Below are 25972 nucleotides of genomic sequence, written 5' to 3'. Positions count from 1 at the left end.
AGGCGACAGGAGAACGATCAGGGCGCGTCGGACGAGGAGGCGGTCGGCATATGCCAGCCGCCGCGGGCCTGGCTGGCACGGGCGATCAGGGCTTCGAGTGCCGCGGCGTCGCCGCGCTGCATCGCGGCTTCGAGCTCGGCCAGGGCGGCCTGGAATGCCTGCGACTGCCGCATCATCTCTTCGCGGTTGGCCAGCAGGATGTCGCGCCACATCACCGGATCGGCGCCGGCGATGCGGGTGAAATCGCGAAAGCCCGGCCCGCCCAGGCCGAGGAAGGTCTCGCCCTGCGCCTGGCCGGTCACCGCGTTCATCGCTGCGAAGGCCAGCAGGTGGGGCAGGTGGCTGACGGCGGCGAAGGCGGCGTCGTGGTCCTGCGGCGCCATCTTGCGCACCCGGCAGCCGATCGCCTTCCAGACGGTCTCGGCGCGCTGCAGCTGGGCGGTCAGGGTGCGCTCGATCGGGGTCAGGATGACCTGGCGGTCGCGGTACAGGTCGGCGCTCGCCTGGCCGACGCCGGCGCTCTCGGCGCCCGCGATCGGATGTGCCGGCACGAAGGAGCCGACCCGGTCGCGTAACGCATGGCGGGCGGCCTCGACCACATCGGCCTTGGTGGACCCGACGTCCATCACCAGCATCTGCGGCGTGACCAGGTGCCGGATGGCCTTCAGCGTAGGCTCGGTGGCGGCCACCGGCACAGCCAGCAGCACGATGTCGGCGCCGGCGACGGCGAACAAGGCCGACGGCGCCTCGACGTCGATCACGCCCAGTTGGCGCGCCCGGTCGGTGGTGGAGGGCGATTTGCTGTAGCCGACGACGCGCTTGACCAGGCCCGCGCGTTTGAGCGCCAGCGCGAAAGAGCCGCCCATGAGGCCGCAGCCGATCAGGCCCAGTTGTTCGAACATCAGGCTGCGACCGGGTAGGTACCCAGCACCTTGTAGAAGGCGCACAGGCCGCGCAGCTCTTCGAGCGCCCGGGCCACGTGCGGCTGGACGGGGTGGCCGTCGATGTCGATGTAGAAGTAGTAGTCCCACTGACCGGTGCGGGCCGGGCGGGATTCCAAGCGCGTCATCGAGACGCCGTGCGCCTTCAGCGGCACCAGCAGGTCGTGTACCGCGCCGGGCTCGTTGGGCACCGACACGATCAGGCTGGTGCAGTCCTTGCCCGACACCGGCGGCGTGCCGAGCGTCTGCGGCAGGCAGATCACCGCGAAACGGGTCCGGTTGTAGGCATCGTCCTGGATCGCGTGCGCCACGACGTGCAGGCCGAACTGGCTGGCGGCGCGCTCGCTGGCCAGGCCCGCCCAGGCCGGGTTGGTGGCGGCCAGGCGGGCGCCTTCGGCATTGCTCGACACCGGCCGGCGCTCGGCGTGCGGCAGGTGCTTGGAAAGCCAGGCCTGGCATTGGGCCAGCGCCTGCGGATGGGCCAGCACCGCCTCGATGTTCTCGACCGAGTTGTGCTGCCGCAGCAGGTTGTGGCGCACCAGCAGGCTCACCTCGCCGATCACATGGGTGGGGGTGTGCAGGAACAGATCCAGCGAGCGGGTGACGACGCCCTCGACCGAATTCTCGACGCCCACCACGCCGAACTGCGCGCTGCCCGCCGCGGTGGCGTGGAACACCTCGTCGAAGTTGGCGCAGTAGACCAGGTCGGCGGCGCCGCCGAAGAATTCCACCGCCGCCTGCTCGCAGAAGGTGCCGGCGGGGCCGAGCACCGCGACGCGCTGGGGCGATTCCAGTGCCAAACAGGCCGACATGATCTCGCGCCACACCGCGGCCACATGCTGGCTCTTGAGCGGGCCCGGGTTGGCGGTCTGGATCTTCTCGATCACCTGGGCCACGCGGTCGGGCCGAAAGAACGGGGTGCCCTCGCGCTTCTTCAGTTCGCCCACCTGCTCTGCCACGCGGGCACGCTGGTTGAGCAACTGCAGCAGTTGCTGGTCGAGAGAATCGATCTGCACCCGCAGATCGGACAGGGTGACGGGGGTCGACGGTGGGTTCATGCGTGCTGCGCCTCAAGCCTGCGTTTTCTCGAAATCGTGGAGGTAGTCGACCAGCGCCTCGACACCCGCGAGCGGCATCGCGTTGTAGATGCTGGCCCGCATGCCGCCGACCGACTTGTGGCCCTTGAGCTGCAGCAGGCCGCGCGCCTTGGCGCCTGACAGGAAGGCCTCGTTGCGGCTCTCGTCGCGCAGCAGGAAGGGCACGTTCATCCGCGAGCGGCAGGACGGGTCGATCGGGTTCAGGTAGAGCTGCGACGCGTCGATCGCGTCGTACAGCAGCTTGGCCTTGGCGATGTTGCGCGCTTCCAGCGCGGCGATGCCGGTGCGGCCGCCTTCGGTCTGGCGCTTGAGCCACTGGAAGGTGAGGCCCGCGACGTAGATGCCCCAGGTGGGCGGCGTGTTGTACATCGAGCCGTTGTCGGCCACCAGTCGGTAATCGAAGGCGCTCGGGCAGGCCGGCAGCGCATGGCCGATCAGGTCTTCGCGCACCACGACCAGCGTTAGGCCGGCCGGGCCGAGATTCTTCTGTGCGCCGCCGAAGGCCAGGCCCACGCGCGACCAATCGACCGGCCGCGACGCCACGTGGGAGGAGAAATCGACCACCAGCGGCGCGTCGCTGCCGAGCGCCTTCAGGTCGGGCAGCTCCTGGAACTCGACGCCGTGGATCGTCTCGTTACTGCAGATGTGCAGGTAACTGGCGCCGCGGCTGAGCTTCCAGGTCGCCGGGGCCGGAATGCTGTGGTGGCCGTCGGCCTCGTTGCTGGCGACGACGTTGACCGTACTGCAGTACTTGCGCGCTTCCTTGACCGACTTCTGGCTCCAGCTGCCGGTCACCACGAAATCGGTGGTGCCGGCCCGCGACAGGTTCAGCGGCACGATCGCGTTCTCGCCCAGTCCGCCGCCCTGCATGAACAGGATCTTGAAATGGGCGGGCACGGACAGCAGTTCGCGCAGGTCGGCCTCGGCCTGCTCGTAGACCGAGATGAATTCCTTGCCACGGTGGCTCATCTCCATCACGCTCATGCCGCTGCCGTGCCAGTCGAGCATTTCGTCGGCGGCCTGGCGCAGCACCTCTTCGGGAATGGCGGCGGGGCCGGCGGAGAAGTTGTAGGGGCGGGTCATCGGATCGGAACGGATGGTTCTGAAAGAAAAGTGGCTGTAGCCGGCGCAGCACGCCGGCTTGCAGCTATGGAAATAATAGCAATTTCGGCTCGAATGCATCCGGAGCGGCGCTGGCCGCCCGGCTCACTCGGCATCGGGCGCCGGGGCGTCGCTGGGATCGCCGGCAGCGTCGTCGGCCGCGCCGGTATCCGGCTCGGCGTCTTCGTCTCCAAGCGCGGCGGCGACGTTGGCATCGTTCTCTACGATGCGCTGCAGGCCCGACAGGCGTGAGCCTTCGTCCAGGCCGATCAGCGTCACGCCCTGCGTGGCGCGCCCCAGTGCGCGGATCTCGGCCACCCGGGTGCGCACCAGCACGCCGCGGTCGGTGATCAGCATGATCTCGTCGTCGGCATGGACCAGGGTGGCGGCTACGACCTTGCCGTTGCGCTCGCTCTGCTGGATCGCGATCATCCCCTTGGTGCCGCGGCCGTGCCGGGTGTATTCGGTGATCGAGGTGCGCTTGCCGTAGCCGTTCTCGGTGGCGGTCAGGACACTCTGCTGCTCGTCCTCGGCCACCAGCATCGCGATCACCGCCTGGCCTTCGGGCAGGTCCATGCCGCGCACGCCACGGGTGTTGCGGCCCAGGGCGCGGACGTCGTTCTCGTCGAAGCGCACCGCCTTGCCGCCGTCCGAGAACAGCATCACGTCGTGGGCGCCGTCGGTCAATGCGGCACCCACCAGGTAGTCGCCTTCGTCGAGGTTGATCGCGATGATGCCGGCCTTGCGCGGGTTGCTGAATTCGTCCAGCGCGGTCTTCTTGACCGTGCCCATGCGGGTGCCCATGAACACGTATTGGTCGGCCGGGAAGGTGCGCTTCTCGCCGGTCAGGGGCAGCACGACGTTGATTTTTTCGCCTTCCTGCAGCGGGAACATGTTGACGATCGGCCGGCCGCGCGATCCGCGCGAGCCCGCCGGCACCTCCCACACCTTGAGCCAGTAGAGCCGGCCGCGGTTGGAGAAGCAGAGGATGTAGTCGTGCGTGTTGGCGATGAAGAGCTGGTCGATCCAGTCGTCTTCCTTCGTCGCCGTAGCCTGCTTGCCGCGGCCGCCGCGCTTCTGGGCGCGGTATTCGGAAAGCGGCTGGCTCTTGATGTAGCCGGTGTGCGAGAGCGTCACGACCATGTCGGTCGGGGTGATCAGGTCCTCGGTGGAGAGGTCGAAGGAGCTGTGCTCGACCAGGCTGCGGCGCGCGCCCAGCTTGCTCTGGCCGAACTCGGTGCGAATCGCGGTCAGCTCCTCGCCGATGATCGTCGAGACGCGCTCGGGCTTGGCCAGGATGTCGAGCAGGTCCTCGATCACCGACATCACCTCCTTGTATTCGGTGACGATCTTGTCCTGCTCCAGGCCTGTCAGGCGCTGCAGTCGCATCTGCAGAATTTCCTGCGCCTGGGTATCGGAGAGGCGGTAGAGGCCGTCGTCTCCCATGCCGTAGTCGGCTTCCAGGCCTTCGGGGCGGTAGTCGTCGGCGTTGACCACCCCGCCGTCGGCACGGGTGCGGGTCAGCATCTCGCGCACCAGCTTGCTGTCCCACGGGCGGGCCATCAGCTCGGCCTTGGCGACCGGCGGCGTGGGCGACTCGCGGATGATGCGGATGAAATCGTCGATGTTGGCAAGCGCCACCGCCAAGCCTTCGAGCACGTGACCGCGGTCGCGCGCCTTGCGCAGTTCGAACACGGTGCGGCGCGTCACCACTTCGCGGCGGTGCTGCAGGAAGACCGAGATCAGGTCCCTCAGGTTGCACAGGCGCGGCTGGCCGTCGACCAGCGCCACCATGTTGATGCCGAAAGTGTCCTGCAGCTGGGTCTGCTTGTAGAGGTTGTTGAGCACCACCTCGGGCACTTCGCCGCGCTTGAGTTCGATCACCAGGCGCATGCCCGACTTGTCGGACTCGTCCTGGATGTGGCTGATGCCGTCGATCTTCTTCTCGTGCACCAGCTCGGCCATCCGCTCCTGGAGCGTCTTCTTATTGACCTGGTAGGGCAGCTCGTCGACGATGATCGCCTGGCGCTGGCCGCGGTCGATGTCCTCGAAGTGGCATTTGGCGCGCATCACCACCTTGCCCCGACCGGTGCGGTAGCCGTCCTTCACCCCGTTGATGCCGTAGATGATGCCGGCGGTGGGGAAGTCGGGTGCCGGAATGATCTCCATCAGGTCGTCGATGGAGGCCTCGGGGTTGCGCAGCAGGTGCAGGCACGCATCCACCACCTCGTTGAGGTTGTGCGGCGGAATGTTGGTCGCCATGCCCACCGCGATGCCGGCCGATCCGTTGACCAGCAGGTTGGGCAGCTTGCTCGGCAACACCGCAGGCTCCTGCTCGCTGCCGTCGTAGTTGGGCTGGAAATCGACCGTTTCCTTGTCGATGTCGCCCAGCATCTCGTGGGCGATCTTGGCGAGGCGAATTTCCGTATACCGCATCGCGGCGGCGTTGTCACCGTCCACCGATCCGAAATTGCCCTGGCCGTCGACCAGCATGTGGCGCAGCGAGAAGTCCTGCGCCATCCGCACGATCGTGTCGTACACCGCGCTGTCGCCGTGCGGGTGGTACTTGCCGATCACGTCGCCGACGATACGGGCGGACTTCTTGTAAGGGCGGTTCCAATCGTTGTTGAGTTCGTGCATCGCGTACAGCACGCGGCGGTGGACCGGCTTCAGGCCGTCCCGCGCATCGGGAAGGGCCCGGCCCACGATCACGCTCATCGCGTAATCCAAATAGCTGCGCCTCATTTCTTCTTCAAGACTGATGGGCAGCGTTTCTTTGGCGAACTGGGTCATGAAGAATGGGCTTTGACGGCGGAAGGAAGGAGGATTTTACGGGCAAGCCGCTGTAGTGCCTCTGCAACATAAAAGGGTGATGCGTCGCTGTCCTACGGCATGCGTGACGTTTTGGCAACGATTCCCTGGGACCCTATGGCACAATGAATTCAACGTTTTTGGTGATGGTCACTGACGACGTCTTGATTCGCAGCGCGGCTGCGGCTTTTTCCCCAAGAGGAGAACCATGAAGAAACTGAACAAAGTGGCGATGTTGTTTGCCTCTGCAGCACTCGCTTCCGCCGCTGGCGCGCAAACGATCGACAACTGGAAGAACGGCACCGGCGAACTGGTGTGGAAAAACGGTACCAACGAGTATTGCTGGCGCGATGCCAACTGGACGCCGGCCACCGCAGCTCCTGGTTGCGATGGTGCTCTGGTTCCGGTCGCCGCTCCTGCAGCCGTCGTGCCTCCGGCATCCGTAGCCCCACCTGCTCCTCCAGCAGCCCAGGTTCCGGTCGCCAACAAGGTGACGTACGCAGCGGATGCTTTCTTCGACTTCGACAAGTCCGTCCTGAAGCCGGCCGGCCGTGCAAAACTGGACGATCTGGTGAGCAAGGTCAAGGGCGTGAACCTGGAAGTCATCATCGCCGTGGGTCATACCGACTCCGTCGGCACCGATGCCTACAACCAGAAGCTGTCGGTGCGTCGTGCGGAAGCCGTCAAGGCGTACTTGGTTTCCAAGGGCATCGAAAGCAATCGCGTCTACACCGAAGGCAAGGGCGAGAAGCAGCCGGTCGCCGACAACAAGACCGCCGAAGGCCGCGCGAAGAACCGTCGCGTGGAAATCGAAGTGGTTGGCACCCGCGCCAACTAATTCTTCGGGATCCTGGCAAAAAGCCCACAGGCCCTGGCCTGTGGGCTTTTTTCATTGTGCGTCGCAGAAAATCTACCGATGACAGAAAACCCGAACGTCGATCCGGCCGAACTGGCCAAGTTCTCCGAGTTGGCACACCGCTGGTGGGATATGGAAAGCGAATTCCGTCCCCTGCACCAGATCAATCCACTGCGGCTGGGGTGGATCGAAAGCATCGTCCCACTGTCCGGGCTCAAGGTCGTCGACGTGGGCTGCGGCGGCGGCATCCTGGCCGACGCCATGGCGCGCAAGGGGGGGCATGTGCTGGGGATCGACCTGGCCAGGAAGTCTCTGCGCGTCGCCCAGCTGCACGCGCTGGAAGCGGGCACGCCGAACGTCGAATACCGCGAGATCAGTGCCGAGGCCCTCGCCGTGGAGCAGCCCGCAGCGTTCGATATCGTCACCTGCATGGAAATGCTCGAGCATGTGCCCGATCCGGCGGCGGTCGTGAAGGCATGTGCAACGATGGTGAAGCCTGGCGGCTGGGTCTTTTTCTCGACCATCAACCGCAACGCGCGATCGTTCCTTCTGGCGATCCTGAGCGCCGAGTACGTCCTCAACCTGCTGCCGCGAGGCACGCACGAATACGGCCGGCTGATCAAGCCGAGCGAATTGTCGGCCTACTGCCGTGCCTCCGGGCTGGACATCCGGTACAGCCGCGGTCTGCACCACAACCCGGTCAGCGGGCGCTACTGGCTGAACGACGATGTCGGTGTGAACTACCTGCTGGCGACGCAGAAGGCCGGTACCGCATGACCGCGCGTTTCGCGAACCTTGCGGCCGTTCTGTTCGACCTCGATGGCACGCTGGTCGACAGCGCACCCGACCTGGGTGCTGCGGCCAACGCGCTGCGAGAGGCAAAAGGTCTGGTGCCGTTACCTCTGGAACAGTACCGGCCGATGGCCGGCGCCGGCGCGCGCGGCATGCTGGGAATCGCGTTCGACATGACGCCGGACGATGCGGCGTTTCCGGCGATGCGGGAGCAGTTCTTCGACCTGTTCGAAAGCCGCGCCAACCGGTCGACCGCCGCCTTTTCGGACATCGAGGCGATGTTGTCGGGCATCCGGGAGCGGAGGCTGCCCTGGGGCATCGTCACCAACAAGGCGACGCGCTTCACCGCACCATTGGTCAAGTCGATGCCGCTGCTGCAGACTGCGGGCGCCGTCGTGTGCGGAGACACGACGCCCCATTCCAAGCCGCATCCCGCACCATTGCTGGAGGCCTCCAGGCTGATGGGGCTCGATGCTACGCGGTGCGTATATGTCGGAGACGACGAGCGCGACATCCAGGCCGGCCGGGCCGCCGGCATGGTGACGGTCGCCGCGGCCTGGGGTTACCTCGGCCGCAACGCATCGGTCGACGATTGGGGGGCGGATGCGGTGATCCGATCGCCTTTCGATCTGCTGACGCTCTTGAAATCCGCCAGGAACGGCTAAGATAGGAGTCCTGGGGCTGCACTGGTTTCGACGTGGGTTCGGAATCGTAGCGGTGCATGTCGAGCTGAATGCGCTCGTAAAACAGATTCAAACAAACTAACTGCAAACGACGAACGTTTCGCACTCGCCGCTTAAACACCGGTGAGCCTTGCAACAGCAGGCCGATGGGCTGGGCAATGGGGTAATGGAGCAATCCACTGCTTCCAGGCTGCAAGGTAATCTACATCGGCTGGTTCCAGGTCGGGTACCTTGGCATGGAACGAGAAAATAGGGTACTGGCGACCGTCTCAGCGTGCGACTGCGCGGTGACGGTAGCGAGATCCAAATCAGACCGCTAAACATGTAGATCTGTACGAAGAAGGCTTGCGGACGGGGGTTCAAATCCCCCCAGCTCCACCATACTTACCGCCGATGACCGTCGGCATCAAAGGTCCGTTCCCGTCGCGTGGGAGCGGACCTTTTCTTTATGTCCAAAGATGCTTCACCTTCTTGCCGGGATGAAGTCGTGGCTATCATCTTCCTTGTCCAAAGGAGTCTTGATCAATGGGTATCAGAGAAGCAATCGAAGATTGGCAACAATTCGACCGCGTGCGTCCGGGGTTGCCTGGCGAGCATCTTGCCGTGGCCGGCATCGGCACCGCACTGGTCGCAGCGGCGCTTCGCACTGATTGCAGGATGACCTCGGTATTGCAGGCCATGGCGGGAGGTGCTTTGCTTTTCCGCGCGGCTAGCGGCCGGGACGGTATTTCCAGGCTGTTCCGTGACCATCGGCCCGAGGTGGCGATGCGCCGGGATGCCATCGATTTCGGACTCGACTGATCGATACCGTCGCCAGTGCGCGGCTTGCTGTGCGTGCAGGTCAGCGCACAACGTCGAGCAGCCGGTCTAGGCCCCCTTCGTTGATCGCCACTATCGCACGGTCTCTGACCTTGGGCTTGGCGTGGTAGGCGACAGACAGGCCTGATGCTTCCATCATCGGCAGATCGTTGGCACCGTCTCCGACGGCAATGACGTGCTCCATACCGATGCCCATCAGCGATGCCAGTTCGAGGACCGTTCGGCGCTTCTCTGCCCCGTCGCAGATGTCGCCCCAGCTTTGCGGCTCGACGCGTCCCGTCAGCGCGCCATTCGCTATTTCCAATCGATTCGAGCGCGCGAAATCCAGGCCCAACCGTTGCCTGACCCGCTCGGCGAAGTAGGTGAAGCCGCCGGACACCAGCAGCATTTTCAGGCCCGCCTGCCGGCACGCCGCGACCAATGTTTCGGCGCCGGGATTCAACTTCAGTCGATCGTCGTAGACCTGTTGCAGCGCGCCGACCGGCACGCCCTCCAGCAGACGCAGTCGCCGTTCCAGGCTCTCGCGGAAGTCGGTGATCTCGCCCCGCATGGCGGCTTCCGTGATCGCCGCGACTTCCGCTTTCCTACCGGCGACATCGGCGATCTCGTCGATGCACTCGATGTCGATCAGCGTCGAATCCATGTCGAACGCGATGAGCCTGAAGTCCGACAGCGTTATGCGCTCGGGCAGGTCGCGAACGACGAGTCCTGGTGAAGCGGGCGTGAGCGTCATACGGTGGCTGTCGTGGGGGTGGTGGGTTGCCCGAGACTGCGGAGAATATCGCGCACCATCTGCGCCCGATCTTTCGCTTCGGGCAGCGCGCGCTCGATGCGCAGCTTCTCGTTGCCAGCCAGCTTGATGTGCTTGTTCTTCTGGATCAGTTCGATGATGCGCATCGACTCCACCGGCGGATTGGCGCGGAAAGTGATGCTGGTGACGCCGGGCGCGGCATCGACCTTGACGACGCCGTAGGGCTTGGCGAGCACCCGCAGGCGGTGCACGTCGATCAGGGTCTGTGCCTGCGGTGGCAGCTTGCCGAAACGGTCGACGATCTCTTCGAGCAGGTTGTCGATCTGGTCGGGTGTCTTGGCCGTCGCCAGCTTCTTGTAGAACGAGAGCCGCAGATGAACGTCGCCGCAGTAGTCGTCCGGCAGCAGCGCGGGTGCATGCAGGTTGATCTCGGTCGTGACCGAAAGCGGCGCCAACAGGTCCGGTTCGCGACCCGCCTTGAGAGACGAGACGGCTTCGTTGAGCATCTCGTTGTAGAGCTGGAACCCGATTTCCATCATGTTGCCGGACTGGTTCTCGCCCAGCACCTCTCCGGTGCCCCGGATCTCCAGGTCGTGCATCGCCAGGTAGAAGCCCGAGCCCAGCTCTTCCATCTGCTGGATGGCATCGAGCCGCTGGCTCGCATGCTTCGTCAGGCCCTCGGTGTCGGGCACCATCAGGTAGGCGTAGGCCTGGTGGTGGCTGCGGCCGACCCGCCCCCGCAGCTGGTGCAGCTGTGCCAGCCCGAACTTGTCGGCCCGGCTGATCACGATGGTGTTGGCACTCGGCACGTCGATGCCGGTCTCGATGATGGTCGAGCACAGAAGCAGGTTGAAACGCTGTGCGACGAAGTCGCGCATCACCTTTTCAAGCTCGCGCTCCGGCATCTGACCGTGCGCCACGGCAATGCGTGCCTCTGGAACGATCTCCTCGAGCTTTCGACGCCGGTTCTCTATCGTCTCGACCTCGTTGTGCAGGAAGTAGACCTGCCCGCCGCGCTTGAGCTCCCGCAGCACGGCCTCGCGGATCACACCGGTGCCTTCGTTGCGGACGAAGGTCTTTATCGCCAGCCGGCGCTGCGGAGCGGTGGCGATCACCGACAGATCGCGGAGACCTTCTAGCGCCATGCCGAGTGTGCGCGGTATCGGCGTGGCGGTGAGGGTGAGGACATCCACCTCGGCCCGCAGCGTCTTCATCTGCTCCTTGTGGCGCACGCCGAAGCGGTGCTCCTCGTCGATGATGAGCAGCCCCAGGTTCTGGAACTTGACCGATTCGCTGAGCAGCTTGTGCGTGCCCACGACGATGTCCACACTGCCGTCCGCAAGGCCCTTGGCGGCCGCGGTGATTTCCTTGGCAGAGCGGAAGCGGCTCATCTCTGCCACTTTCACCGGCCACTTCGAGAAACGATCGACCAGCGTCTGGAAATGCTGCTCGGCCAACAGCGTGGTCGGGGCCAGGAACGCGACTTGCTTGCCCCCGGTGACGGCGATGAAGGCCGCACGCAACGCCACTTCGGTCTTGCCGAAGCCGACGTCGCCGCAGACCAGCCGGTCCATCGGCTGAGGGCTGATCATGTCCTGGATCACCGCATGGATCGCGGCCCGCTGGTCGGCGGTTTCGTCGAAGCCGAAATCGTTGGCGAAGATTTCGTAGTCGGCCGCCGCGTAGCGGAAGGCGTGGCCTTCGCGTGCCGCCCGGCGGGCATAGATGTTGAGCAACTCGGCTGCGGAATCGCGCACCTGCTCGGCCGCCTTGCGCTTGGCCTTGTCCCACTGCACACTGCCCAGCTTGTGCAGGGGTGCTTCGTCGGCACTGACGCCGGTGTAGCGGCCGATTTGGTGCAGCTGGCTCACGGGCACGTAGAGCGTGGCCTTGTCCGCGTACTCGAGGTGCAGGAACTCCTGCAGCATCGGCGAGCCGTCGACATGGGTGCCCTGGCCCAGGTCCATGTTGACCAGGCCGCGGTACCGGCCGATGCCGTGCGCGGTGTGCACCACCGGATCGCCCACGTTCAGTTCCGACAGGTCCTTGATCAGCGCCTCGACATCGCTGACCTGTTCCTGTCGCCGGCGCCGGCGCGTCGTCGGGCCCGCGGCGAAAAGCTCGGTCTCGGTGACGAAGTCGATGCCCGCTTCGATCCAGGCGAAGCCCGTCACCAGCGCCGCGGTGGCGATGCCGAGTTTCTCGTCGCCGTGCGACTCGAACTCGGCCAGCGAATCGAACGCCGACGGGTTGACGTCGCTCGCCCGTAGGAAGTCGAGCAGGCTCTCGCGGCGACCGTCCGATTCGGCCAGCAAAAGTACCCGGTGCTGCGTGTCGCGGATGTGCGCTTTAAGCCGGGCCAGCGGATCGTCCGCGCCGCGCACGACCGAGAGTTCGCCCAGCTTCTGGAAACGCGCGTTGTCGGCGACGTCGTCGATGCCGGAGCGCAGCACCAGCTGCGCATGCGCGTTGGCACGGGTATAGAACTGCTCGACCGCCAGAAACAGCGCCTCGGGCGGCAGCACCGGGCGCTCGGGATCGCCGCGCACCAGGCGGTAGCGCTCCCGCGTGTCGGTCCAGAAGCGCTGGAACGCCGGCTCCAGATCGCCGTGCAGCACGACCGTGGCGTCGTCGCCCAGGTAATCGAAGACCGTCGCGGTGTCGTCGAAGAAAAGCGGCAGGTAATACTCGATGCCGGCCGTCGCCACGCCGGCGCCCATGTCCTTGTAGATGCGGCTCTTGGTCGGGTCACCTTCCAGCAACTGGCGCCACCGGTTGCGGAATTTGGCCCGCGCCTCGTCGTCCATCGGGAACTCGCGGCCCGGCAGCAGCCGCACTTCGGGCACCGGGTAGAGGCTGCGCTGTGTGTCGGGATCGAAGGTGCGGATCGAGTCGATCTCGTCGTCGAACAGGTCGACGCGCAAGGGCACCAGCGATCCCATCGGGAACAGGTCGATCAGGCCGCCACGCACCGCGTATTCGCCCGGACTCACCACCTGGGTCACATGGCTGTAGCCGGCCAGCGTGAGCTGGGCGCGCAGCCGGTTCTCGTCGAGTTGCTGCTGGGTCTTGAAGTGGAAGGTGTAGCCCGCCAGGAAGGCGGGTGGCGCCACACGGTACAGCGCCGTGGTGGCGGGTACCACCACCACGTCGGCACCGCCTTCCGCATCGCGCTGGCTGATGCGCCACAGAGTGGCCAGCCGCTCGCTGATCAGGTCCTGGTGCGGCGAGAAGGTGTCGTAGGGCAGGGTCTCCCAATCGGGAAACAAGGCGCACCGCAGGGTCGGCGCGAAAAAGCCCAACTCGTCGATCAGCCGCTGGGCATCGTTCGCATCCGATGTCACGATCAGCATGCGCTTGCCCGCGGCCTTTTCCTGCATCCCCATTTGTGCCAGCAGCAGCGCGTCGGCCGAGCCCGGCGGGCGGCGCAGGGTGAAACGTTTTCCGGGTACCAGACGCGGCAGATCCATACGGGAAGCAGACTATCGTTTTAGGCAAATAGGAAGCACCCCCGACCGGGTGGTGGGGGGTGCGTGCAATGCGGTCGATTCTAGAATGGCGGCTCTTTTCCTGCCGCCCGCCCGCCCCGCTTGCCCGCATGTCTGCGCCTATTCCTACAACCACCCCGGCGGCACCCGATCCGTTCTTCCCGACCGCATCTTCGTCGTCGGCACGTGTATGGGCCGTCGTGCCCTGCGCCGGCATCGGTGCGCGTGCCGGGAGCGGGGGCGAGCCGAAACAATACCGGCTTCTGGCCGGCCGGCCGATGGTGCTCCACACGCTCGCGGCTTTCGCGGGTGTGGCACGCCTGGCCGGCGGGGTCGTCGCAGTCGCTCCGGGCGACCGGTTCTTCGCGCAACACGCGCCGCTCGATGGGCGGTGGCGCGTGGCCGCGTGCGGAGGCGCGACGCGGGCGGACAGCGTGGCCAACGGGCTGGCCGCCCTGCAGGCAGGGGGCGCCTCGGACGAAGACTGGGCGGTGGTGCACGACGCCGCACGCTGCTTGGTCACGACCGAGCAGATCGACCGCTTGGTCGACGCTTGCATGGCAGATGCGGTCGGGGGCCTGCTCGCGCTGCCCCTGTCCGACACGCTCAAGATGGCAGATGCCGGCCGGGTCGGAGCGACGATCGATCGCGCCGGCAAATGGCTGGCCCAGACGCCGCAGATGTTCCGGATCGGCATACTCGCCCAGGCGCTGCGCACGGCGGAGCCCGGGGTGACCGACGAGTCGAGCGCGATGGAGGCGGTGGGCCTGCATCCGCTGCTGGTCACCGGCAGCGCACTCAACTTCAAGGTCACCTGGCCCGAAGATTTCGCGCTGGCTGAGGCGGTGCTGGACCACCGGAAGCGCGTGGCCGCCAGCGTACGACGCGGCGGTTGAGCCCGCCGGTCTGCGCCGCATATCGATCATCATCCTCTCGGACATCGAAAATGAACAATATTCGCATCGGCGAGGGCTGGGACGTACATGCCCTGGTGGACGATCGCAAACTGATCCTCGGCGGCGTCGAGATCCCGCATACGCACGGTCTGCTGGGCCATTCGGATGCGGATGTCCTGCTGCACGCGATCACCGACGCGCTGTTCGGCGCAGCGGCGCTCGGCGACATCGGCACTCATTTTCCCGACACCGATGCCCGGTTCCACGGCGCGGATTCGGCCCTCCTGCTGGAGGAGGCGATCCGCCGTGTCCGGGCCGAGGGATGGCAGATCGGCAATATCGACAGCACCGTGATCGCCCAGGCCCCCAAGCTCATGACGCACATGTCGGCCATTCGCGCCCGGATCGCATCGGTCCTGGACATCGAGGTCGGCCAGATCAACGTCAAAGCCAAGACGGCCGAGAAGCTGGGGCCTGTGGGAGAGGGCCGCAGCATGGAGGCCCGCGCGGTTGTGCTATTGTTTAGATAGCGGCTTGCGGATGACGGACGGCCGCCACGACCTTCTTTCCTGCCCGGTTGCAACCACTGCGGCACCATCGGACGACGCGCGAGCCAACTGGATGCGCGCGCTCAAACCACCGGTCGGCGCGTTGCTCAACACGATCTTGCCACCCATGCGGCGCACCGTCTTGTCGACGATCGACAGGCCCAGGCCGGCACCGGTGGCCGAGGTGCGGGCGGTGTCGCCGCGGAAGAAGGGCTTGGTCAGGTTGACCAGTATCTCGGGCGGTACGCCGTGTCCGTGGTCGCGTACCAGCAGGATCACCTTATCGTCGCGCGCCTGCGCATCGATCTCGACCTCGGCAACGTCGGTGCCGGGCGATTTGCCGTAACGGCGCGCGTTCTCGATCAGATTGGAGACGACGCGGGCCAGCTCGGTGCCGTCGGCCATCACCTTCAGGTCGCCCGCCACGTCCACCCGGATCTGCAGCTCGTCGTGGTCTTCGACCGCGTAGGTGCAGGAGGCGACCACATCGGCCAGGCCGATCGGCTTCAGGTCGACATGGTCGGGCCGGGCGTAATCCAGGAACTTGTCGATGATCGCGTCGAGCTGCGACATGTCGGCCACCATGTGGTCGCGCGCATCGGGGTCGGCCACGCTCATCTCGGTCTCGAGCCGCAGCCGTGCCAGCGGCGTGCGCAGGTCATGCGAGATGCCGGCCAGCATCACCACCCGGTCATGCTCCAACTGGGCCAGCCGACGCGCCATCCGATTGAAGCCGATGTTGACCTCGCGGATCTCGCTGGTCACCACCTGCTCGTCGAGCGGGCTGGTGGCGAAGTCGCCCTCGCGCACCCGGTTGGCCGCAGACGACAGCTTCTTGAGTGGGCGGTTGATCAGCCGCGCGATCGCCGCGGCACCGGCCAGCGACAGGGCGGCGGCCGTCACCAGCCAAATCAGCCACGTCTTGCCGCCCGCGGGACTGAACCGCGCGCGGTCGAGCAGCAGCCAGTTGGAGTCGCCGTTGATCGCGAAGCCGACCCACAGGCCCGGCTCGCCATTCACTTCCCTGGCGATCACGGTGCCCCGGCCAAGGCGCTCGGTCAACTCCTCGGTCATCCGCTTGCCGAGGGCGCTGTTTTCCAGCGGTTCGAAAGTGTCGCCCGGCTCGCGCGGCACGATGCGCACGCCCTCCTGGTCGGCCATCGTCTTGATCAGCGACACGCGGGCGATCGCGTCGGCGTGGATCAGGGCCGCGCGACTCAGGTTGACGAGGGATGCGATCTGCTGGGCGGTGTGCAGGGCCCGGGGTTCGAACTCGAGTGCCCGCAGCGTCTGCAACCAAGCCAGGATACTCCCCACCAGAAGGATCGCCAGCAGGAAGAACGTGCGCCAGAACAGGTTGAGGCCGATCCGGGCGCGGGGCGCATCGTCCGCCATCGGCTCGGAATCAGGCGTTTTTCCCAGGTCCGGCTCGGCTAGTCCATGAAGGGGAGGAGAAGCAATTACCGCCATGGGAGATGAAACGCGGCAACCGCGCCGAACGAGTGGATAAGCATGCGGCAAGGATGGCATCGCCTGCCCATGCGCTCAAGGGTCGAGACCCTTAGTTGGCACCGTCGGGTACGAACACGTAGCCCACGCCCCACACCGTCTGGATGTAGCGCGGCGCGGCGGCATCCACCTCGACCAACTTGCGCAGGCGCGACACCTGCACGTCCAGGCTTCGGTCGAAGGGCTCGAACTCGCGGCCGCGGGCCAGAAGCGCCAGCTTCTCGCGCGACAGCGGCTGGCGCGGGTGGCGCACCAGCGCTTTGAGCATCGCGAACTCGCCGGTTGTCAGCGGCAGTTCCTCACCGTTCTTCTGCAGGGCGCGCGTTCCCAGGTCGAAGGAGAAGGGGCCGAATGCCACGACCTCGTTGTCGCCCGATGGAGCACCTGGAGCCTCCTGCGGCGGTCGGCGGCGCAGCACCGCGTGGATGCGGGCCAGCAGCTCGCGCGGATTGAACGGCTTGCCGAGATAGTCGTCTGCACCGACTTCCAGACCGACGATGCGGTCCACGTCCTCGCCCTTGGCCGTCAGCATGATGATCGGCGTACGGTCGTTGGCCGCGCGCAGGCGGCGGCAAATCGACAGGCCGTCTTCGCCCGGCATCATCAGGTCCAGAACGATCAGGTCGACGGTGTCTCGAAGCAAGATGCGGTTGAGCGCCTTTCCATCTTCCGCGACCATGACCTCGAAGCCCTCTTGTGTCAGATAGCGGCGCAGCAGATCGCGAATGCGGGCGTCGTCATCCACCACGAGGATCTTGTCGGTACGGGTTGCAGCTTGGGTCATGGGCATTCCAAAATTTGTAACAGCGGCCATTTTGTGGCCTGAAATCAGGGAAAAGCGCCATTTCCCGACCAACTGTTACAAGTCTTGCGGCCCCGCCCAGCAATTTGCGGATGTGCCGTCAACATGCGCGGTCGGTGGGGTGTTGTACGGTTTCGCACCCTTCAATCAACCAGGAAATCCATGAAAAATACGATTAAAAACTTCGCGCTCGCAGCGCTTCTCGTCTCGGCTACCGCCGCTTTTGCCCAAACATCGCCCGAGCCGAAGAACGTGCTGCAGCTGAACGCGGATGCGCAAGGCGACATCGCCCAGGACATGCTCACGATGGTGCTCGGCACCACCCGCACGGGGGCCGATCCGGGCGTCGTGCAGACGCAGCTGAAGCAGGCGCTGGAAGCCGCCTTGGCCAAGGCCAAGGCTGCGGGCCAGCCGGGCCAGATGGATGTGCGCACCGGCAATTTCAGCCTGCAGCCGCGCTATACCAAGGAGGGAAAGATCGGTTCGTGGACCGGCAACGCGGAGTTGGTTCTGGAGGGCCGCGACTTCTCGCGCATCACCTCCACCGCCGGCAAGATCGACACGATGACCGTATCGCGCACCGCATTCGGACTGAGCCGCGAACAACGGCTCCAGGCCGAGACCGAAGTGCAGACCCGCGCGATAGAAAGCTTCAAGACCAAGGCTTCGGAGTTGGCGAAGGGTTTCGGATTCCCGCACTACACGCTGCGCGAAATCTCGGTCAACGTCAACGTCAACAGCATGGTGCCGGCGATGCCGCGCATGATGGCGATGGCGGCGTCCAAGGCTGTATCGGATGAGGCGGTGCCTGTCGAAGCCGGCAAGACCACCGTCGTAGTCAACATCTCCGGCACCGTGCAGCTGCAGCAGCAGTGAGAAGCCCCCCTGGCAATCCGGTTAGAGGCCGGATCGCCGTCGGCCTTGCGCTGAGCATTACTGCGCCGTCCACCCGCCGTCGATCTGCCACGCCACGCCACGCACGTTGACGGCGGCGTCCGAGCAGAGAAAGACGGTCAGTTCGCCGAGCTGCTCGGGCGTCGTGAACTGGAGCGACGGCTGCTTCTCCCCCAGCAGTTCGCGCTCGGCCTGCTGGGCATCGCCACCGGTCGCGGCGCGTGCATCGATCTGCTTCTGCACCAGCGGCGTCAGCACCCAGCCGGGGCAGATCGCATTGCTGGTCACGCCGGTCGTCGCCGTTTCCAATGCGACCGATTTGGTGAAGCCGACGATGCCGTGCTTGGCCGCCACGTAGGCGGATTTCTGCGGCGAGGCGACCAGCCCGTGCGTGCTGGCGATGTTGACGATCCGACCCCAGTTGGCGGCGCGCATGGCGGGCAAGGCGAGCCGGGTGGTGTGGAACGCGCTGGTAAGGTTGATCGCGATGATCGCGTCCCACTTCTCCACCGGGAAATCCTCGACGTTGGCCACGTGCTGAATGCCGGCGTTGTTCACCAGGATGTCGACCCCACCCGATACCTTGGCGGCCGCTGCCATCATGTCGGCGATCTCGTCGGGTCGGGACATGTCCGCGCCGTGGTGGATCACCGAGATGCCGGCCGCCGCGCCCGCGGCCTGCACCCGGTCGCGCGGGCCTTCCACATCGCCGAAACCGTTCAGCACGATGTTGGCCCCCCGGCGCGCCAGGGCCTCCGCGATGCCCAGCCCGATGCCGCTGGTGGAGCCGGTGACGAGAGCCGTTTTTCCTGTGAGCATGGAAGTTCTTCCGGATGAATTAGGATGTTCTCAGCCATTATCGGCCCCGCCGTGGAGGCTCGCAGCCTTCCGTTTTCGGTCCTGTACCCATGCCTGAACCCCGACTCCACCACGTCACCTGCCCGGGCCTGCCCGGCGCCCCCCGCGGAGCGCAGCCGCACGACGGCAGCCACCGCATGGCGTATTGGGAGTGGGGCGCGACGGGCGATCCTGCGCATTCGCACGTGGTGGTCTGCGTGCACGGCCTCTCGCGCCAGGGCCGCGATTTCGATGTGCTCGCGCGTGCCCTGGCGCCGCATGTCCGCGTGGTCTGCCCCGACGTCGTCGGGCGGGGCCGCAGCGACTGGCTGCAGGACCCCATGGACTACGGCATTCCGCTGTATGCGGCCGACATGCTGGCGCTTCTCGCACAGTTGCAGGCCGCCGCGCCGATCCGGACGCTCGACTGGGTGGGCACCAGCATGGGCGGCCTGATCGGCATGGTGGTCGCCGGCCAGCCGGGCCTGCCGGTACCGGTACCCGTGCGGCGCATGGTGCTGAACGACGTGGGCCCGGCCATCGAATGGGACGCGGTGCAGCGCATTTCCGCGTACCTGGGTGTTTCGATGGTCTTTGCCTCGGCCGAAGAGGGCGCCGCGGCGCTGCGGGCGGTTTCCCGGGGCTTCGGGCCCCATGCCGACGATGAGTGGGCGGCCCTCAGCGGGCCGATGTTCGTGCCGGCCGATGGCGCGGATGCCGCCGGTGCCGAGCCCGGTGCGGTGCGCCTGCATTACGACGCCGGCATCGCGGCGGCGGTGCGGGCCCTGACGCCCGAGGTCGCCGCGCAGTCCGAAGCCCTGCTGTGGACGCTGTACGACCGCATCGGTGCCGAAACCCTGCTGCTGCGCGGCGCGCAGTCGGACCTGTTGAGCCGCGCGACGGCCGATGCGATGGCCCGGCGGGGGCCGCGGGCCCGCGTGGTCGAGTTCGCGGGCGTCGGTCATGCGCCCACCCTGGTCGCGGCCGACCAGGTGACGGTGGTGCGCGACTTCCTGCTGGGCGACACGGTTCCCGCATGAAGAGCCTCGTCGTCGCACCCGGTGCTGTGGACAGCCCGCCGCGGGAGCCGGTCTCCGAGCTGATCGTGGCGACCGCGCATGCGCTGCCCGAACAGGACCAGGCCCTCGTCCGGGCCCGGGCCTTCGCCGAACCGTTTCTCGCCAACGAGCTGCTCGAATCCGGCCAGAACACCCTGGCGCATGCCGATGCCGTGTCGGCCATCCTGCGGGGCATCGGCGGCTCGGAGGCGATGCGCGCGGCCAACTACCTGGTGCACGCCTGCGAACACCTGGCCCGGCCGCGCGAGACGATCGCCCGGGCCTTCGGCGAGCAGTACGCCGATCTCGCCGTAGAGACCAACCGTCTGATCCACGTCCAGAAGCAAGCGCGGGGTGCCCACTCGACCGCGCAGCTGGTCGACGATCCGGCGGTGCAGACCGAGAACGTGCGCAAGATGCTGCTGGCGTTCTCGCGCGACCTGCGGGTGGTGCTGCTGCGGCTGGCCTCGCGGCTGGAGACGCTGCGCTACTGCGCTTCGCATAAGGTGCCGATGGCGCCGAGCATCGCGCGCGAATCGCTGCACGTCTTCGCGCCGCTGGCCAACCGCCTGGGCATTTGGCAGATCAAGTGGGAAATGGAGGACCTGGCCTTCCGATTTCTGGAGCCCGACACCTACCGCGACGTCGCTCGGCTGCTGGACGAGAAGCGCGTCGAGCGTGAAGTCTCGATGGAGCAACTGCGCGCCGGCCTGGAGTCGGAGCTGCGCAAGCGCAGCATCGATGCGACGGTCCAGGGCCGGCCGAAGCACATATACAGCATCGTGCGCAAGATGCGCGGCAAGTCGCTCGGCTTCGACCAGGTCTTCGACATCCGTGCGCTGCGCGTCGTCGTGCCCACGGTGAAGGACTGCTACGCGGCCCTGAGCTGGGTGCACGAGCGCTTCTCGCCGATCGTCGAGGAGTTCGACGACTACATCGCCAGGCCCAAGCCCAACGGCTACCAGTCGCTGCACACGGTGGTGCGCGACGAGGTCGGCAAGCCGGTCGAAATCCAGATCCGCACCCAGTCGATGCACGACCACGCCGAACACGGCGTGGCCGCGCACTGGGCTTACAAGGAGGCCGGCCAGAAGGGCTATGCCGGCGTGTCGGCCAGCAGCGAGTACGATGCCAAGATCGCGGTGCTGCGCCAGCTGCTGGCCTGGGAGCGCGATCTGTCGGACGACCACCGCGGCCGCGGCCTGTTCGAGGACCGCATCTACGTTCTCACGCCCGATGCGGCCGTGGTCGAGCTGCCGCAGGGCGCCACACCGGTCGATTTCGCCTACAGCGTGCACACCAGCGTCGGTCATCGCTGTCGCGGGGCGCGGGTCGATGGCGTCATGGTGACGCTCGACACGCCGCTGCAGAACGGCCAGACGGTGGAGATCACCGTCGCCAAAGAAGGCGGACCGTCGCGCGACTGGCTAAATACCGAGCTGGGTTATCTCACCAGCCATCGGGCGCGCGCCAAGGTACGCGCATGGTTCAACGCGCTGATCACCCACGAGCAGGTGGCGCGGGGCCGCGAATCGGTCGAGAAGCTGTTGCAGCGCCGAGGCAAGACCAGCGTCAACCTGGAAGACCTGGCTGGACAGCTCGGCTTCAAGGCGGCCGACGACCTGTTCGAGGCCGTCGGCAAGGACGAGTATTCGCTGCGCAACATCGAGACGCTGCTGCGCCCGCCAGTCCCGGCGATGGAGCCCGACGACTACGTGCTGCGCCGCTCGGCCAACAGCGTCGAGACCTCGCCGCGCGGCGGCGTTCTGGTGGTGGGACTCGATTCGCTGATGACGCAGCTGGCCAAGTGCTGCAAGCCGGCGCCGCCCGATCCGATCCTGGGTTTCGTCACCCGCGGCCGCGGCGTCAGCGTGCACCGCAGCGACTGCAGCAACTTCCGCGAGATGTCGGCCCGCGCGCCCGAGCGGGTGATCGAGGTGGAGTGGGGCGCCTCCAAGCGCGAGGTGGCCGACGTCTACCCGGTCGACGTGATGATCGAGGCGGCGGACCGGCAGGCGTTGCTGCGCGATATCTCCGAGGTGTTCGCCAAGGAGAAGACCAACGTCGTCGGCGTGCAGACCCAGTCGGTCAAGGGCACCGCGTGGATGACGTTCACCGTCGAGATCGCCGACTCGGGGCGCCTGAGCAAGGTGCTGGGCGCCGTCGGTTCGGTGCCCGGCGTGCGGTCTGCGCGCAGGCGGTGAAGCGTCGGCACAACCTCCCCCAACGGTTCGGCTCGAATGCCGCGATGCGGATCGGTTCGACAGGCTGATTTTTAATGCTATGATAGCGGTCTTGGCAGACAAGCCACAGGCGCGTAGCTCAGTTGGTTAGAGCACCACCTTGACATGGTGGGGGTCGTTGGTTCGATTCCAATCGCGCCTACCAGATTTGGTAGATGAAACAAGCACTTAGCGGAGACGCTAGGTGCTTTTTTGTTGGTCGTACGAAAAATGTTGGGCAAACTGCGTCAAGAGCCCTGCCGTGAACAGCAACCACCTGTGAAGTGCTGATACTTGAAGTGGTTGGACTGGTAGGAATTCGCAGCGAATCACTGAGGCCCCTCTCTCTTTTACATGCGGAGCACCAGCGACTTGCGCACGCTGCATCAGTGCACGGCGGATTCAAACCTGAAGCGCAACACCTGCCACCCGATAAGGTCCGCAGATGTCCAGGCCCTCCGCCAGCAGCACGTATCGGCAACTCCAGCCAGAGGACCGTGTGAGCATCGCCAGTCAGCAAATCTTTCTCGGTGCATGGAGTGAAGAATTTATCGACCGCATCGTTGCGGCGCGTGGCGCAGGCCTATGACGCTCAATGTGCCGATGCTCTGACCACCGTTGACCAGCCTCACCGCCTCCTGCTTGAATTCGAGCGTATAGTGCGCGCCCATCATCTTTGTTATTCGTATTCTCCGTGCTTGAATTGAAAAATTTAGCAGGGAATACGTTTTACGGGGCAAGTCAGTCCTGCCCGAGCTTCTGGCTGGTCACGGTCGGTGTTATCCACGCAATAATACAGATGAAACAAAAAAATTCGTTGTATTTGCAGTCAATTTAAATTATATTTATTCACCTGGAGTATTCGGCTCCAGGTAAAATAAAGGGATTAAAACGCATGGCACATTTTCAGCGAACCACGCTACTGCGCACCTCTTGCGCTATTATCATTATCCTGGCGATTACCGGCGCGGCTGCAAGCACCAAGTCGAGCAAACTCTCCGCTGGCGCCATCGTGCAGCACGTAGTGCCGTTGGCTGAGCGAGACGAGAGTACTTCCTACTGGACGCCCGCACGGATGCAAGCTGCGGTTTCCGCATCCTTCGTGGATGCCAACCCGGTCGACGGCGACCCGCCAGGATCGGAGAATTCGGCCTTGGTCCGTGATGAAAACTTGGGCGCAGGGTTGAAGGTGGTGGAAGGAGCGGTAGGAACGCAGAAGACGGATCCGTCTGTGCCGGTTCCCGGATTCTCCGTCGCAGACCACCTCGGCGTAGTCTTCTTTCGGGCAAACGGCATAGACCAGCGCTGTACTGGCAACGCGGTCGTCTCCGACTCCGGGAACGTCGTAGCCACTTCCGGGCGATGCGTCTCTGCCCTAAAAGGGGAGTTCGTATCGGACTTGGTTTTCGTGCCATCCTACAACGGCGGCGCCCCCTACGGTGTGTGGGCCGCGACGACCATCACGGCCCATAATGATTGGGTCGTAGGCCGAGCCGTCGACTACGATACTGCGTTCTTCCAGGTGGAGGCTCCCGTGGCGATGAAGCATTCCGGCGCCACGCTGTCGAATACTGTCGGGGCATCTGGCGTCCTCTTTGCCGGTCAGGAGGACGACAACGAATATCTGGCAACCGGTTACAACACCGACCCCGGTGCCAATGCGAACGCGCCTGTGCGCGTGATCAGCTCCGCCGAGCCGAACCCGTGGATGAATAAGGACTATGCCATTGAAGGCCTGGAGTGGAACGCGCGCTCTGGCGTCAGCGGCTCACCTTGGTTTTCGGCGGACGAGGATCCCGTGAAAGACGTCCAGGTGGGCATGACATCATTTGCCTACAAGAAGTTCACCCATACGTCGTTCGGCCCGCAGTGGACGGCAGCGATCCGTACCCTGTATCAGGCGGCGGCCACCAACTAGCGGGAGGTGGCGGTTGCGAAGCCGTTGTGGAGTGTCGCAAGGCCCATCGCATGCGATACAGACTACTACGCTGGACGACGCTGAGGCAAACGAAGTCTGCTCGCCGAATCAAGGTCGCCTAAACGCTACCGCCTGCCGCGACCAGTAGCGGCTGTCCAAACGATCCAGCCGTACTTCTCCGCCGCTCGACGGCGCATGCACGAAGCGGCCTTCTCCCACGTAGATGCCGGCATGGTTCGGCCGGCCGCTGCCGAAGATCACCAGGTCCCCGGTGCGGACAGACCACGCGTCGACCGGTTCGCCGAAGCCGTCGAGCTGTGCCACGGTGCGGGGCGGCGCCACGCCGGCCTGGCTGCGGTACACGTAGCCGATCAGGCCGCTGCAGTCGAAGCCGCCCTGCGGCGTGTCGCCGCCGTAGCGGTAGGGCGTGCCGACCAGGCCCAGGGCGTGGATCGCGATGTTGCTCCATTCCTGGGGTGTGAGTTCGCGGTAGACCGGGGGGCGCGCAGCTCTGGTGGGTGGGCCGCTGCCGCAGGCCGCCAGCAACAGCGAGGACGAAACCAGGGCCAGGGCGATGAGTGCACGCATGCCGCAAGTCTGGCATGGCAAAGACGGCTCGGGAACCCGTGGTGCCGGCACTGCAGCGCCCACGGCGTTTCGGCTCTCAGCCGTGCGGCCAGTCCCAGAAACCGCGGTGCAGGGCCACCATCTCGTCGGCGACTTCCGGTACCGGGCCGGTGACCCGCACCGGGCGCTGGCCGCGGGCGAAGACCTCGCGGCAGGGCAGCGCCAGGGTCTGATTCTCGGGATGGTCGGCCGTCAGCGCCAGCAGCGCGGTCTCTTCCGCGCCGTAGACCAGGTGGCCGATGCCGGCCCAGTAGACGGTACCGGCGCACATCGCGCAGGGCTCGAAGGTGGTGACCAGGGTGCACCGCGCCAGGTAGGCACCGGGGTAGGTCGATGCGGCCGTGCGGGCCAGCGTCGATTCGGCATGGTTGACCGTGTCGATGTTGCCTTGCTCGGCCAGCACCGTCTCGCCGTCGGGTGCGACCAGCAGCGCGCCGAAGGGGTGCCGGCCCATCGCCATCGCACGTTCTGCCACCGCGTTGGCGCGGCGCAGGGCGACGACGGCCTGGGCGGGAGTCATCGGCGCGCCGGTGGGTCCGCCGCGGTCAGGCATTCGATCCGCGGTGCGCCCAGCCGGTGGTGCGCTTCTCGATGACGCTGAACAGCTCGTACATCGCCATCGCCATCGCGCCCACCACCAGCAGGCCGGCGAAGGCCAGGCCCATCTGCATGCTGGAGCCGGCGGAGATGAGCAGGTAGCCGATGCCCTCGTTGGCGGCGGTCATTTCCGAGACGGTGGTGCCGACGAAGGCCAGCGTGATCGCCACCTTCAGCGAGCCGTAGAAGTAGGGCATCGACCGCGGCAGGCCCACCTTGACCAGCACGTCCCAGCGCTTGGCGCCCAGGACGCGCAGCACGTCTTCCAGCTCGGGCTCCAGCGTGGCCAGGCCGGTGGCGATGTTGACCATGATCGGGAAGAAGCTGATCAGGAACGCGGTGAGGATCGCAGGCCCCACGCCGATGCCGAACCACACCACCAGGATCGGCACGAAGGCGGCCTTCGGCAGGGCGTTGAAGGCGGTCATCAGCGGGTACATCGCGGCATAGGCCAGGCGGGAGCTGCCGATCACGAAGCCCAGCAGCACGCCCACCACGATCGCGATGCCGAAGCCCACCATCGTCACCCAGAAGGTGCGCCAGGCGTGGCCGGCGATGATCGCCTTGTATTCCATGAACTGCGTCCAGATGCGCAGCGGGCTCGGAAAGATGAATTCCGAGATGTCGAAGGCGCTGCAGACGATCTGCCAGAGCGCGATGGTGATCACCAGCAGGATCCAGGGGGACCAGCGTTCCAGGTTCTTGTTGCGCATGGGGCGTTTCGG

The 25972-nt window shown here is 65.7% G+C and carries 22 protein-coding genes, 1 tRNA gene and 1 other RNA gene; 12 read left to right on the top strand and 12 right to left on the bottom strand.

All coding sequences use genetic code 11. The features are described from left to right. Positions 1-17 precede the first annotated feature (17 nt). The 4 genes from DFQ15_RS09510 to gyrA all read right to left on the bottom strand — a co-directional run bounded on the left by DFQ15_RS09510 (position 18) and on the right by gyrA (position 5932). The gene (locus tag DFQ15_RS09510; RefSeq protein WP_110465756.1) at positions 18-902 is read right to left on the bottom strand and encodes a prephenate dehydrogenase; all 885 of its coding nucleotides are present in this window, start codon (positions 900-902) and stop codon (positions 18-20) included. Then, entirely contained in the window at positions 902-1999 is a 1098-nt protein-coding gene (pheA, locus tag DFQ15_RS09505; RefSeq protein WP_110465755.1) for a prephenate dehydratase, read from the bottom strand. The genes DFQ15_RS09510 and pheA overlap by 1 nt, the downstream gene beginning before the upstream one ends. A gap of 12 nt (positions 2000-2011) precedes the next feature. Further along, positions 2012-3121 (bottom strand): 3-phosphoserine/phosphohydroxythreonine transaminase, encoded by a 1110-nt coding sequence (serC, locus tag DFQ15_RS09500; protein WP_110465754.1) that lies wholly within the window; start codon positions 3119-3121, stop codon positions 2012-2014. A 123-nt stretch (positions 3122-3244) separates the two neighbouring features. Beyond that, positions 3245-5932, bottom strand: coding sequence for a DNA gyrase subunit A (gene gyrA, locus DFQ15_RS09495; RefSeq protein ID WP_110465753.1), 2688 nt, complete (start codon positions 5930-5932; stop codon positions 3245-3247). Between the two features lie 226 nt (positions 5933-6158). Between gyrA and ompA the strand changes: the two genes are divergently transcribed. The 5 genes from ompA to DFQ15_RS09470 all read left to right on the top strand — a co-directional run bounded on the left by ompA (position 6159) and on the right by DFQ15_RS09470 (position 9082). Then, entirely contained in the window at positions 6159-6788 is a 630-nt protein-coding gene (gene ompA, locus DFQ15_RS09490) for an outer membrane protein OmpA (protein WP_110465752.1), read from the top strand. 78 nt (positions 6789-6866) lie between these two features. Next, a complete protein-coding gene (gene ubiG, locus DFQ15_RS09485; RefSeq protein ID WP_110465751.1) occupies positions 6867-7583 on the top strand; it encodes a bifunctional 2-polyprenyl-6-hydroxyphenol methylase/3-demethylubiquinol 3-O-methyltransferase UbiG in 717 nt (238 codons plus the stop codon). Then, positions 7580-8263: an HAD family hydrolase gene (locus tag DFQ15_RS09480; protein ID WP_110465750.1), complete on the top strand. Its 684-nt coding sequence runs from the start codon at positions 7580-7582 to the stop codon at positions 8261-8263. Before ubiG ends, DFQ15_RS09480 begins: the two co-directional genes overlap by 4 nt. A gap of 12 nt (positions 8264-8275) precedes the next feature. After that, positions 8276-8662, top strand: a transfer-messenger RNA (tmRNA) gene (ssrA, locus tag DFQ15_RS09475). Positions 8663-8806: 144 nt separating this feature from the next. Continuing rightward, a complete protein-coding gene (locus tag DFQ15_RS09470; protein ID WP_110465749.1) occupies positions 8807-9082 on the top strand; it encodes a hypothetical protein in 276 nt (91 codons plus the stop codon). A 40-nt stretch (positions 9083-9122) separates the two neighbouring features. Here DFQ15_RS09470 and serB read toward each other — a convergent pair whose 3' ends face one another. Continuing rightward, a complete protein-coding gene (serB, locus tag DFQ15_RS09465; protein ID WP_110465748.1) occupies positions 9123-9833 on the bottom strand; it encodes a phosphoserine phosphatase SerB in 711 nt (236 codons plus the stop codon). Beyond that, positions 9830-13321: a transcription-repair coupling factor gene (mfd, locus tag DFQ15_RS09460; protein ID WP_110465747.1), complete on the bottom strand. Its 3492-nt coding sequence runs from the start codon at positions 13319-13321 to the stop codon at positions 9830-9832. Before mfd ends, serB begins: the two co-directional genes overlap by 4 nt. A 128-nt stretch (positions 13322-13449) precedes the next feature. Here mfd and ispD point away from each other — a divergent pair, with 128 nt between their 5' ends. Both ispD and ispF read left to right on the top strand, forming a co-directional pair. Further along, positions 13450-14235: a 2-C-methyl-D-erythritol 4-phosphate cytidylyltransferase gene (gene ispD / locus DFQ15_RS09455; protein WP_110465746.1), complete on the top strand. Its 786-nt coding sequence runs from the start codon at positions 13450-13452 to the stop codon at positions 14233-14235. A 50-nt stretch (positions 14236-14285) separates the two neighbouring features. After that, on the top strand, positions 14286-14765 hold the full coding sequence (gene ispF / locus DFQ15_RS09450; RefSeq protein ID WP_110465745.1) for a 2-C-methyl-D-erythritol 2,4-cyclodiphosphate synthase: 480 nt from the start codon (positions 14286-14288) through the stop codon (positions 14763-14765). Here ispF and DFQ15_RS09445 read toward each other — a convergent pair. Beyond that, positions 14751-16178, bottom strand: a complete 1428-nt coding sequence (locus DFQ15_RS09445) for an ATP-binding protein (RefSeq protein ID WP_110465744.1) — start codon at positions 16176-16178, stop codon at positions 14751-14753. The two genes, ispF and DFQ15_RS09445, sit on opposite strands and share 15 nt — an antisense overlap. A 166-nt stretch (positions 16179-16344) precedes the next feature. Further along, positions 16345-17076: an osmolarity response regulator transcription factor OmpR gene (gene ompR, locus DFQ15_RS09440; RefSeq protein WP_055835473.1), complete on the bottom strand. Its 732-nt coding sequence runs from the start codon at positions 17074-17076 to the stop codon at positions 16345-16347. Positions 17077-17256: 180 nt separating this feature from the next. Here ompR and DFQ15_RS09435 point away from each other — a divergent pair, with 180 nt between their 5' ends. Next, positions 17257-17970 carry an SIMPL domain-containing protein gene (locus tag DFQ15_RS09435; RefSeq protein WP_110465743.1) on the top strand — a complete coding sequence of 238 codons (714 nt, stop codon included), beginning with the start codon at positions 17257-17259 and terminating at the stop codon, positions 17968-17970. 57 nt (positions 17971-18027) lie between these two features. Here the strand turns inward: DFQ15_RS09435 and DFQ15_RS09430 are convergent, their stop codons facing one another. After that, positions 18028-18807, bottom strand: coding sequence for a 3-hydroxybutyrate dehydrogenase (locus DFQ15_RS09430; RefSeq protein ID WP_110465742.1), 780 nt, complete (start codon positions 18805-18807; stop codon positions 18028-18030). Positions 18808-18896: 89 nt separating this feature from the next. Here DFQ15_RS09430 and DFQ15_RS09425 point away from each other — a divergent pair, with 89 nt between their 5' ends. From DFQ15_RS09425 to DFQ15_RS09410, 4 genes are all read left to right on the top strand, one after another. After that, positions 18897-19865 (top strand): alpha/beta fold hydrolase, encoded by a 969-nt coding sequence (locus DFQ15_RS09425; protein ID WP_110465741.1) that lies wholly within the window; start codon positions 18897-18899, stop codon positions 19863-19865. Further along, entirely contained in the window at positions 19862-22087 is a 2226-nt protein-coding gene (locus DFQ15_RS09420; RefSeq protein ID WP_110465740.1) for a RelA/SpoT family protein, read from the top strand. Before DFQ15_RS09425 ends, DFQ15_RS09420 begins: the two co-directional genes overlap by 4 nt. 107 nt (positions 22088-22194) lie before the next feature. Next, positions 22195-22271, top strand: a tRNA-Val gene (locus tag DFQ15_RS09415). A 729-nt stretch (positions 22272-23000) separates the two neighbouring features. Continuing rightward, a complete protein-coding gene (locus DFQ15_RS09410; RefSeq protein ID WP_199399849.1) occupies positions 23001-24023 on the top strand; it encodes a trypsin-like serine peptidase in 1023 nt (340 codons plus the stop codon). A gap of 108 nt (positions 24024-24131) precedes the next feature. Here DFQ15_RS09410 and DFQ15_RS09405 read toward each other — a convergent pair whose 3' ends face one another. From DFQ15_RS09405 to DFQ15_RS09395, 3 genes are all read right to left on the bottom strand, one after another. Next, positions 24132-24611, bottom strand: coding sequence for a C40 family peptidase (locus tag DFQ15_RS09405; protein WP_110465739.1), 480 nt, complete (start codon positions 24609-24611; stop codon positions 24132-24134). Between the two features lie 76 nt (positions 24612-24687). Further along, a complete protein-coding gene (locus DFQ15_RS09400; protein ID WP_110465738.1) occupies positions 24688-25203 on the bottom strand; it encodes a nucleoside deaminase in 516 nt (171 codons plus the stop codon). After that, positions 25196-25960, bottom strand: a complete 765-nt coding sequence (locus DFQ15_RS09395) for an ABC transporter permease (protein WP_055833773.1) — start codon at positions 25958-25960, stop codon at positions 25196-25198. Before DFQ15_RS09395 ends, DFQ15_RS09400 begins: the two co-directional genes overlap by 8 nt. Positions 25961-25972 lie beyond the last annotated feature (12 nt).

Source organism: Xylophilus ampelinus, from assembly GCF_003217575.1.
GTDB lineage: Bacteria > Pseudomonadota > Gammaproteobacteria > Burkholderiales > Burkholderiaceae_C > Xylophilus > Xylophilus ampelinus.
The sequence above is the reverse complement of the archived record's forward strand: the minus strand, read 5'-3'. Positions and strand labels throughout refer to the sequence as shown.